This window comes from Rhizobium sp. 01N447_2 (assembly GCF_056399245.1).
Genome location: NZ_JBFTQY010000124.1, coordinates 1 through 10353 on the forward strand (window position 1 = coordinate 1; position 10353 = coordinate 10353).

General features: G+C 58.4%; 8 protein-coding genes and 1 pseudogene. 4 read left to right on the forward strand and 5 right to left on the reverse strand.

What is annotated here, in order from left to right; all coding sequences use genetic code 11:
* A partial coding sequence (locus AC1ECN_RS37305; RefSeq protein WP_477955879.1) for a hypothetical protein occupies nucleotides 1-201 on the forward strand: 201 nt, incomplete at its 5' end.
* Nucleotides 202-749: 548 nt separating this feature from the next.
* Here AC1ECN_RS37305 and AC1ECN_RS37310 read toward each other — a convergent pair.
* Nucleotides 750-1154 carry a hypothetical protein gene (locus tag AC1ECN_RS37310; RefSeq protein ID WP_130657909.1) on the reverse strand — a complete coding sequence of 135 codons (405 nt, stop codon included), beginning with the start codon at nucleotides 1152-1154 and terminating at the stop codon, nucleotides 750-752.
* A gap of 703 nt (nucleotides 1155-1857) precedes the next feature.
* Complete coding sequence (locus AC1ECN_RS37315) at nucleotides 1858-3714, reverse strand: glycoside hydrolase family 15 protein (protein WP_477955881.1); 1857 nt, start codon at nucleotides 3712-3714, stop codon at nucleotides 1858-1860.
* Between the two features lie 385 nt (nucleotides 3715-4099).
* On the opposite strand from AC1ECN_RS37315, the gene AC1ECN_RS37320 reads away from it, so the two are divergent.
* The gene (locus AC1ECN_RS37320; protein ID WP_024323541.1) at nucleotides 4100-4537 is read left to right on the forward strand and encodes a VOC family protein; all 438 of its coding nucleotides are present in this window, start codon (nucleotides 4100-4102) and stop codon (nucleotides 4535-4537) included.
* 87 nt (nucleotides 4538-4624) lie between these two features.
* Nucleotides 4625-5247, forward strand: a pseudogene (locus tag AC1ECN_RS37325) (hypothetical protein).
* A 721-nt stretch (nucleotides 5248-5968) separates the two neighbouring features.
* On the opposite strand, the gene AC1ECN_RS37330 reads toward AC1ECN_RS37325, so the two are convergent.
* The gene (locus tag AC1ECN_RS37330) at nucleotides 5969-7723 is read right to left on the reverse strand and encodes an adenylate/guanylate cyclase domain-containing protein (protein ID WP_204329877.1); all 1755 of its coding nucleotides are present in this window, start codon (nucleotides 7721-7723) and stop codon (nucleotides 5969-5971) included.
* 40 nt (nucleotides 7724-7763) lie between these two features.
* On the reverse strand, nucleotides 7764-8768 hold the full coding sequence (locus AC1ECN_RS37335) for an ABC transporter substrate-binding protein (RefSeq protein ID WP_130673806.1): 1005 nt from the start codon (nucleotides 8766-8768) through the stop codon (nucleotides 7764-7766).
* 611 nt (nucleotides 8769-9379) lie between these two features.
* Between AC1ECN_RS37335 and AC1ECN_RS37340 the strand changes: the two genes are divergently transcribed.
* Nucleotides 9380-9568 carry a hypothetical protein gene (locus AC1ECN_RS37340; RefSeq protein ID WP_477955883.1) on the forward strand — a complete coding sequence of 63 codons (189 nt, stop codon included), beginning with the start codon at nucleotides 9380-9382 and terminating at the stop codon, nucleotides 9566-9568.
* A 415-nt stretch (nucleotides 9569-9983) separates the two neighbouring features.
* Here AC1ECN_RS37340 and AC1ECN_RS37345 read toward each other — a convergent pair.
* Nucleotides 9984-10353, reverse strand: a 370-nt coding sequence (locus AC1ECN_RS37345; protein ID WP_477955885.1) for a hypothetical protein, incomplete at its 5' end; no start/stop codon positions are given.

The following is a 10353-nucleotide window of genomic DNA, read 5'->3' on the forward strand; positions in this document are numbered from 1 at the left end:
CTTACGAAGAAGGGAGGCATTTCAAAAGACGTGGTAAAGAAGAAGATCGTCAAGGAGGTCGGCAAAATCCTGAAATTCGCCTCGCACAAGGTGCATCAAAAGGGCGCGTTCCCTTGGATCGATTCCTCTCCAAAGTTCCGAATTATCGACCATTCCTCGCCACTCACCTGCAAAAGTTTCGACCATTACAGTGAAATCTGAGTGGAGCCTGTGACGCTGTCAACGTCCGCATCCCGCGTATTGGCATCTCCATCCCGGCGGCGGTTCTTGGAAACGGAACAGCGCCGAGTGGTCAAGGTGCGAAGGAAGCAGCGCTTACTGCTGTCGGCCCAAACCGGACATCATTTCCGGAGCCTTTGGATCATAGATTCACGCTCTGGGCGTGATAGCCTGTGACCGTTTACGCCAGAGGTAGTCATTCTCGCAGGTGGTTCTGAGTCAACGATTTCGATAGGTCCCAGCGTCTCCCGAAGAAGGCGACGAAGCCGCGATGAATTACGGCTACCCCACACCGCCAGATACCCAGGATTGGAAGGTAGGCCGAATTTCGCTCCTCCGCCAAAGAAGGTTTCAAATTGATCGACGCTGCCGAAGGTAGCTATTATTGCCTCACGGCTGCACAAAAACAAGAATTATAAGCTTTATCGCGGTAGACTTGGATCATGACTGAACCTCTCGGTTACGCTGCTAAAGTTGCGCCCAACATAATATGGCATGTTATGCCGTTCCGCAGACGACCAATGTCCGGTTTATGCTTGGGATGGATCGAGAGCTGGAGTTAGCTCTTCGTAATCCTCGCTAAATCGGCCCCGCGTCAAAAACAACTTCAGAGCTTCTTGCGCCACTGGTTTGATCCGCTCAGCGCATCCTGACTCGATGTATTCCGCCTCGCTTTGGAAGTGCAGCGTTTCCTCCATGATGTCATCCAGCATCCGCCCTAGTGCATTGATCGCATCTTCTTCCTCTTCCGTGAACGCGCTATTCGGCCACACAATCAAACGCCCATCATCCCATAGGTCATAGAACGTCAAGAAGAATTCATTGTAATTGACTTCAATGAGCCCTTCGTTCCCCCGAGCGAGAACACCGATGGCCTCGATCATCCGATTCCGCCACCGTTGCTCAATTACGCGGTCTGAGACTTCCTCATCCATAACGAACTTCCGTTGATCCGTTCCCTGCGTGAGATTACTGGCTTTTGCCGCGTCTGCAATTGGCGCTTTGTTGCCGTCAATGGGTGCAGCGGTAGCTTTCGGAACGGCCCACCGCGCTTGGTCAACGTGCGAAGAAAACACCGCTTACGTTCATCTATGACAAGCTAATGCAGGACGGAAGTGGAGCAAGACCAGTCGTTGCCGTCTTCCTACTGGAGGTCCGCCGTAGCCGAAAGCGCTTTCCAGAAATGGCAGAGCGAGATTCCGTGTGGCTGACGCCGATTGAGGCCGCCCGCCGTGTAGAGGAGCCGGACCTTGAGCGCCTGCTGTTGAAGTTTGGACGAATGGTCGAGCGCGGCAGACGGCTTCCCTAGCTCGACGGTCGCGGATTATCGATTTCGGGAGTTTCGGTCCCGCCTTTCATCAGCAACGAGTTCCTGGAATGTGAACTGTCTCTACTTTTCCAAGCTAGCTTCGACCTTCTTGCGGCTGTTGCCGACTTTTTTGACGGTCTCCTTGACCTTCGACTTCGAGCCCCGCTCTTGTCCGCCTCGTACCGGACCTCGGGATCCTATCCTCCTGCGACACGGGCTCGATCTTGTGCGCGGCCTCGGCTGGTGTTTCTCATCGGGAAGTTCCTCCTGTTGAGTTGGTACCATCGGAAGGCGGCCCCCCACTCGGATACGGAGCGGTGTTCTCGGCTCTAGGGCCGCCATTCCTGGCTATTGCGATCGTCGAGCTCACGATCCAGATAGAACGCTGCGCTGATGAGAGCGAGATGCGTAAAGGCTTGCGGGAAATTGCCAGCGAGCTGCGCCTTGGTATCAAACTCCTCGGCATATAGTCCGAGATGGTTGGCATAGTTCAGAACCGACTCGAAGACCCTGCGAGCCTTCTTGGTGTCCCCCGCTCGTGCGAGACACTCTGCATACCAGAATGAGCAGGCTGAGAAGGCGCCCTYCTCCCCGTCAAGGCCGTCGTTACTTCGATATCGGTGCACGACACCGTCGTCCGCTAGTTGGTCGCCGATCGCCGTCAACGTCGACAGCCACCTCGGGTCCGTGGCACTGACAAACCTCACCAGCGGCATGAGCAGGAGCGAGGCGTCGAGCGTGTCGCCTCCCTTTGTCTGCACAAAGTGCCGCTTCTCCTCATTCCAGAAGTTTTTCCAAATGTCCTCGTAAATGTCGTTCCTGACGTCGTGCCACTTGGAAAAAGGCGCCGCGAGGGATCGCTTGGTCGCGAGACGTATTCCCCGATCGACCGCCACCCAGCACATGAGCCTGGAATGGAGGAACTCCTGCGGCTCGCGGCGCATCTCCCAAATCCCGGCGTCAGGATCCTCCCAGTGGTCGCAGACAAATTCCACAACCTTTCGCACTCCTTCCCAGTGATCGTGCGAGATTGCGTGGCCGTATTTATTGCTCAGATAGATGGAGTCGAGAAGCTCGCCGTAGATGTCGAGCTGGAACTGTTCAGCAGCCCTGTTACCCACGCGGACAGGCGTCGCGCCGCCGTAGCCGCGCAGATGTTCGAGGCTAATCTCGTCGGCTACTTCGCCTCCGTCGATCGCATACATGACCTTCAGTCGTCCGCCGGCGTCACATGCCGACGCGCGCTCTCCGATCCAGTCGTTGAATGCCATCGCCTCGTCGCGATAGCCAAGCCTCATCAACGCATACACTGTGAAGGAGGCGTCGCGTATCCAGGTGGCGCGGTAGTCCCAGTTACGGCTGCCACCGGGGGTTTCCGGCAAGCCAAATGTCGCGGCGGCGACGATCGACCCGTGCTTGCGCGAGGTCATGAGCTTCAATGCCAGTGCAGAGCGATTGACCATTTCGCGCCAGCGTCCGCGATAGGTCGACTGTCGCGCCCAGTTCTGCCAGAAGGCGACCGTCTGATCTTCCATTTCCTCCGGAGTCGCTTCTGCCGCGTCACCGTCGTCGAGAATGAAATCGATGCCTTCTCCAGCTTGGAGGGTAATCTCTGCGACAACAGTGCCATCGATCTCGGCGAGTGGCACATTAGCCAAAAGCCGCAGAACCTCGCCGTTCGCCTGCCGCCAGATTACAGCGCCCTCTTCCAACTCCGCGGAGAGCTGTCTCGTCGCATATTCGAACCGAGGAGTGCACGACATACGCACCTTCAAACTCCCGCGTGTCGCACGAAAGCGCCGTACGACCATGCTCGAGCCGTCGCTACGGCTGTTTTTCACGTACATGAAATCAGTAAGTTCGCCGCTTGCCTTGTCGCCCATCCAACGTGTCAGGAGGACGTTCGTATCCGGAAGATACTGCTGCGTCACGCGAGCGTCGGAAAGCTCCGGAGCGATCTGAAACATGCCACCACGTTCCGGGTCGAGCAGCGCGGCAAAAATTGTCGGACTGTCGAAATCGGGCCAACACAGAAAGTCGAGCGTGCCATCGGTAGCGACAAGCGCGATCGTTGCCAAATCGCCGATGACGCCGTGGTTCTCTATCGCGCGCGGAACGACGGCTGCCTCCTCCTGGCTACGTTCTGCGGCAACCTTATCCCCGATGAGCCCGGTGTTTGCATCCATGCTGCGTTCCTCTTGGCTGAGCTTCGGATGAAAAGTCCGCAGGGAGCTCGCCACTTGACCGATTTGGCGCTTTGGTTCGAAACGGCAATGGCGAGCCGGAACCACCGGGCTGATCAATTGCGTCCTGATCTCCCCTGAACGATCCATGCACGGAGTTTAATCAGCAAGGCACGCTGGGCTTTTGCGAATGGAATGATAGGCACGATCGAGCGAGCTCGCGACGTTGCATGGTGCTCTGCTGCCAGCTCTGCGTAAGGATCTTGAACTGGAAGCGGGTGTGACACCACTCGCAAATTTTGCCTAAAGATTTCGATAGCGATGTCGCGACCGATGGCCCATCCACGTCCTAGAAGCAAATCAGAACGAAAACCGGAGGATGGAGAGCATGGCGCTTAAGCGTATGGACAACATCGGGATCGTCGTCAAAGACCTCGGAGTGGCGATAGACTTTTTTCAGGAGTTAGGCCTCGAACTCGAGGGCCGCGCGACGATCGAGGGCGAATGGGCTGGTCGTGTCACTGGTCTTGGCGATCAGCACGTCGAGATCGCCATGATGCGCACGCCGGACGGACACAGCCGGCTGGAGCTTTCGCGCTTCCTCAGGCCGGATGTCGTCGCGTATCATGGGAACGCCCCGGTGAACGCCCTTGGTTATCTGCGAGCCATGTTCACAGTCGACGACGTTGAAGAGACTCTTGAGAGGCTGCGCACGCGCGGCGCTCAGCTTGTCGGCGATGTCGTCCGGTACGAGGACGCCTACAAGCTCTGCTACATCCGCGGACCCGAAGGTCTTCTCATCGGGCTTGCCCAGGAACTCGGGTGAGCAGCGAAAAGGGATCGGTCGCGGCTGGCTGATCCTGCGAATATCGTGATTATTGATGTGGAACGCAGGGGATCCCATCCAGGCGCCATGCCGAAACACGAAAAGAACGATGTCGAGCTGGTCAAGACGTGGGTGCTGCCACCAGCAGCGACCCTGGGATCTTCGATCCGCGCGAAGGGAATTCTGCTCGAACTACGTGCACGACTCCCGGTCGCTTCGAAGAAGTCGCTCGATATCGATAGAGGAGAACTCACGCTGTCGATGCCGGCCGGTTCGAAGGCCGAATTCCATGCCGCGTCGGCCGTCGTCGTCAAGGCACCGGAGGACATCGAAACCCCGCCGGTAATCCCGCGCGAGATCCAGGATATCCTTTCGATCAAGACGAGCGAGCGTCATCGCTGGCTGAAGGACGGCCGCCTGCCGAGTGCTGGCACGCGAACGGTGAAACTGCGCGGTCGCGCGCGAAAGATCACCTTCCATGTCTTCGACCCGCGCGTGGTGGAAGACCTGCTCGATCGGGGCGTCGTCGAAAGAATGGCGCGAGGAGGATGCGGCGGCGGCCGCCGAGACCCGACGGCGGGCGGCATATGAGGTGAAGCTGACGCGTTCGTTGTACCGTCAAGGCGAATGCCGTCGCCGAACCCGACGAGGCTCCTCGCGCGAAATTGGCGGGCTGGGAGGAGTTCGGACGCGACGGGTTGCTTCGCTAAGGATGCCGATTGCGGGGGGTCAGCCGTTCTACAGCAATAATCTCCGGGCCGCTTCGTATGGCAGGCCGGACACTGTGCTCGACTATCTTCAGCCCATCGGCGTTGCTGGTGAGTGCTCCAAGAGAGCGTTCGCGACTGCCGAAGTCGCTTATCTGCTTTTGACCACGGATGTACTGGCACTGGTGTGAAGAGCGATGTTGGAAAGGTCGGTGCGGTTTCGCCCCGGCCTTTTTTATTTCCTGCCTATCAGCGCGAAGCTCCCGGCCAGTCGTTCGATGGCTCATCAGACTCTGCTTCCGGATGATCTTCGGCAGGATCTGGATCGCGCTCATAAGCAGCTCGGAGATTGCCGATCTCCTCGATGATCGCGTCGTAGACGTCCGACGGCGCCCTCGTCCGGTCCGAGATCGGGGAGCGGTTCCTCGCCGGGTATGGGCTCGGGCTCAGGTGGTGGATTATCGAGCGGGGGCACTGGCGGCGGGACTATGGGTTCGAATGGAACGGACACTGGCATTCCTCTTCGTCGCGTGACAACGCAGGGCGTGCTGGCAAGTTCCGGTCAGTCGAAGGCGGCGTCGGGGCCAATCAGGGAGATCCATTTTTTGGACTGATGGAACCATTTTCTGGACCGACTGCACCATTTCTCGCTGTCAAATTACGCGGCACGATTGACAAACGGCTCGCTATCCTCCGCTGACGGAAACTGCCGTTTTGAGGTCCCCTACCCGTTCAACCCCTCAATCGGTTCATGCACGCCATTTGATCTTCCGCTTCTCGTTCCGACCTTCCAAGCAGGTATTTGCTCGTCGAAACCTTTGAGCTGCCGCGGGCCGAGAGCGACCAATAAAATTTCTCCACGCACGGATTGCGCTACAGCGTGATCGACGAGGATTTGCCGATCATCGGCGGACGAACAGAGTCGTGATGCCAAGTTCACGACATGTCCGATCGCGGTGTAGTCAACACGGGCTTCGTAACCAATTCGGCCGACTGTCGCCCATCCCATCGCCAGTCCAATGCCGAAGCCGATCGCGTGGCCGTGCAGTCGCCACTCGGCGATCAGACGCTGAACGTCATCCTGCATGTCGATCGCCATCTTAACCGCACGAAGCGCCGGGTCTGTGCACGGCACCGGGGCGTTGACGAGCACCATCAAACCGTCTGCCGCGAAGTTGGTCAGCGTGGCCTCGTAGCGTGTAATGATCGCGCCGAGCGCCTTATAGTACTCGCCCAAGACGTGCATGATCTCCTCGGGTTCGGCGTGCGCCGAAAACGCGGTGAAGCCACGTAAATCGCAGAATACAGCGACGACTTCCGCGCGCTGGCCGGCGAGAACGCTCTCGTCGCCGGACTTTTCGACGAGTTCCGCGACCTGAGGTGCGAGAAAACGCTTCAGCCGCGCGATCCGCTCTGAACGATCTCGAGATATGGCGAGTTCTTGCGCCATTTCATTGAACCGGACCGCCAGCCGTTCGAGTTCGTCGCCGGTGGCGATGTCTATCCGGTGCTCAAACTGTCCAGCACCGATTTTTTCGGTGCCTTCCTCCAGCAGGCGGATTGGTCCGGTCATGCGCCTGGCAAGCCAGAAAGCAAGCGCCGATGCGAAGATGGTGGCGGCGAGCAGCAGGCCAACCGTCCGCCACAATGAAGCATACAGCGGTGCGAAAGCCTCTGCTTGTGCCTGCTCGACGAACACCGTCCAACCGACGCCTGGGATTGCTGCCATGGCAGTCACGACCGGTTCATTCTCGGCGTTGCGGGCCGTGGTCGCCTCTCCGCCTGTGGAGGCGATCTCGTCCCGCAATCTGGTGAGGGCCGTCGCTGTGTTCTTGTCAGTACCCTGCAACACCTTGCTGATGTCGGGATGGGCGATGAGGCGGCCGGTCTGATCGAGAACAAACGCCCGGCCACTACTACCGACGCGAATTTCCGAAACGACTGTCCAGACAAGCTTCAGGTTGATCTCCGCGACGACGATGCCACCTGCCTTGCGGTTTCCAGCCGTGGCCATGGTCATGAACGGTTCGGAGCCATCGTGAAAGGTGACTGGCCCATACCATGTACCATTCGAACGAACTCCCACCACAGCAGGATCGCCGGAGCGATCCGATCCGCCTTCCCTCCTGTTCAAGTCGATGCGGGAGACATACAGCCGTTCGATGCCGACATCGTCAACAAGGGTGATGCTGACGATCGCTGGAACTCGTCGCATCACCCGCAATGCATCGAGCCGATGCTGTCCCTCCTCCTGGGCCCAGGACTGCTGCACCGTCCAACCCAGTTGATCCTTGATGCCGTCGAGAAAGCTCTGGATTTTGCCGGCCGCCGATTTGGTCTCCACCCGCAATAGAGCGCTGAGCATGGCACGCTGGTCGCGATAGCCGAACCACGCGTCGCTGATGCCGCTGGCAGTTACGGGGACAATGACCACGGCGAACAAGGCCAGGAAGTACTTCCGGAACAGCGATCGGCGCATCGGAGCGGCTTGTAGCGGGAGCGAACGCCACACACCATCCTCACTCGATGACTTCTTCAGCCATCAGCAAAACGCTCTGCGGCAGCTCGATCCCGAGGGCATTCGCTGTTTTCAAATTGATTGACAAGTCGAACGTCGTCGGCTGCTCGATCGGCAGGTCGCCTGGTTTAGTGCCTTTCAATATACGATCGACATAAAAGGCGAGCCGATGTTGCATCTCGTCGTATCTCGCCGAATAGGCCATCAGGCAGCCGTCTGCGACATACCATGGACCCCAGGCCATAGTCGGCAGACGATGCTCGATCGCCAAGGCGGCAATTCGCTTAGACTGGTCTGCCAGCATCATGTCGGGCAGCACGAAAAGGGCCTGCGCGCCCGCGGCTTCCATCCGGTCGACTGCAGCATCGAGATCGTCCGGCTCGCCGACGTGCTGGATGCTCACAGCAATGCCGAGCCGATCGGCCGCATTCTTGGTGTCCCGTTCGAAATTCAGATCGGAGACCACCGGGTTCGCCAGCACGCCGACTGTGGTGAGCCCCGGTATGGCTTCCATCAAAAGCTCCAGGCGTTTGGCGGCGAGTTCCGTGGCGTAGTAGCTGATGCCCGTGGCATTTCCGCCCGGTTTTGCAAGGCTACCAACGAACCCAGTCGCCATCGGATCACCACTTAGGATCGACACGATCGGAATTGTATTGGTCGCCTCGTGGGCAGCCTGACCCGCCGGATGCGACATCGTGACGATCATGTCGACGGGGAGCCGCACCAGTTCTGTCGCCGCCGCGGCCAAGCCATTGTTGTGCTTGCCGGCGCTTCGGCACTCGAAGCTGATGGTCTTGCCCAATTCGTACCCGAGTTCGCCAAGGCCAGTTATAAACACTCCAAACTCACCGGACCCACCCACATAGCCCGGTATGTCGCAGGGCCACCAGGCAAGGAGGCCGATTCGTGGCGTCTTGGCCGACGTCTGCTGCGCGGCGGCGATGGCAGGAAAGCTCATCGCCAGCGCGACTGCAAGCTTGAGGAAGGGACGTCGTTTCGGTTTCATCCGAGCACCCCTCGCTGACCCACGGCACATAGCGGGTGGGATGATGAGATCCGGCGAATTGCTGCAAACTCACTTTTCGACGCGCCCCTTCTCCTGAAGGAGCGACGACGAACAAGCCAAGATATTCAGTCGACGAAAGTATAGTCGATATTGGTGCGGATTGGTAGCGCGGGCAGCCTGGTCGGCAGTTGTTGGAATTCCGTAAGATCTGTTGACTCTCATTGCGATAAGAACAAAAGGCGATGCGGCCACCTGCGGACAATTTGGGCAAGGGAGACCGGTCATCGCCCGGTAGACGATCAAGAGAGAATTGGAATGGACTGATCGAGCCATTTTTTGGATCGAATATATGGATCACATTCGATAATAAGCGGCGACTCCTAAGGGCGAAAACTTCGAGGGCCTAGTTCGCGAGATTAGGAGAGGGCTTGGCCTTAGACCAGAGTGGAGCGGCCGTGGAGCGTCACCGAGCCTTCAGGAAACGGCTCCACGTGGAAAACGGCTGCTGACAATCATTGAGGAGATCTGCAAATGACCTCGCGTCTCGCTTGTTTTTCGGCCGCCATGTTGTGGTGTGCGGCACGGCCCTCGCCTGGTATGACGAAGGGCACATGAAGGTTGCCGCCCTCGCCTACGAACAGCTCACGCCCGCGGCTCGCGCTGAAGCCAACAGGCTCGTCCGATTGAATCTGGGCTATCCGCAATGGGTCGCGGCTATCCCGGRCAGTCCGGACCATCAGCCCAAGGATGTCGACCGCAACACATTTGTCAGAGCGGCGGTATGGGCAGACGACATCTAGGGAAACGCTGCATACCGGAACGCAAGCGACGAGAACAAGGATCATAAGAAGGACGAGGCGACGACAGGGTTCGCGGGCGAAACATCGGCTATCGCGACCTCCTGATCCATGGCTATTTTCACTTCAAGGACATTGGCTTCCGCCTGGACGGCAAGGACCGCCGAAGCCAGATCCTGTCGATGCGGTGACACAGGTCAAGCTGTTTACTACCGCTCTTCCCCAATCCTCGGGAGAGACGGTCGATGTTCGGTCCTATGATCTTGTCTGCCTATGCTATCAAGTTGCTGTCGATCGCCACCAACTGATACGCCGGACATCGACTGAGCAAAGGCTGTCGATACCGTGGAAATCACAAGGGCGGAAAGAGCCGCTGCGAAAAGATGTTTCATCGAGTGGGGTCCCCTGCCGGTAAAGATCAATCGGATACTGAAACGTCGATCCAGCGGCCAGCGCCCTGGCCGCCGTAAATGTCCACGTCAATCCAGACGTTCCCGCGAACGATCATGTTGGCGGCGTCCCTCGTCATTGTGCCGTTGCGAAGCATCTGTTCAAGCGCTTGGCGGTTGACCGGATCTGCAAAGAACGAGTCCGTCTCGTCATCGCGGTCGCGTACACCGTACTGATGGAAATTTGCTCGGTCTTGCCGAATGATCTGCCACGCCTGCGTCAGCCTTGTGCCGCTTGAGTTAAACAGGTCAGCCTCACCGATATAGGCTCGGTAGCTTTCGACTAGGCCGTTCCGATGGGTTGCAGTGACCCTTGCCTGAGCATGCGCAGTTCCGCTC

What these genes read in the sequence shown, in the direction of transcription:
- AC1ECN_RS37310 (WP_130657909.1), bottom strand. Translation starts at nt 1,154, where the DNA reads ATGGATGAGGAAGTCTCAGACCGCGTAATTGAGCAACGGTGGCGGAAT.
- AC1ECN_RS37320 (WP_024323541.1), top strand. Translation starts at nt 4,100, where the DNA reads ATGGCGCTTAAGCGTATGGACAACATCGGGATCGTCGTCAAAGACCTC.
- AC1ECN_RS37330 (WP_204329877.1), bottom strand. Translation starts at nt 7,723, where the DNA reads ATGCGCCGATCGCTGTTCCGGAAGTACTTCCTGGCCTTGTTCGCCGTG.
- AC1ECN_RS37335 (WP_130673806.1), bottom strand. Translation starts at nt 8,768, where the DNA reads ATGAAACCGAAACGACGTCCCTTCCTCAAGCTTGCAGTCGCGCTGGCG.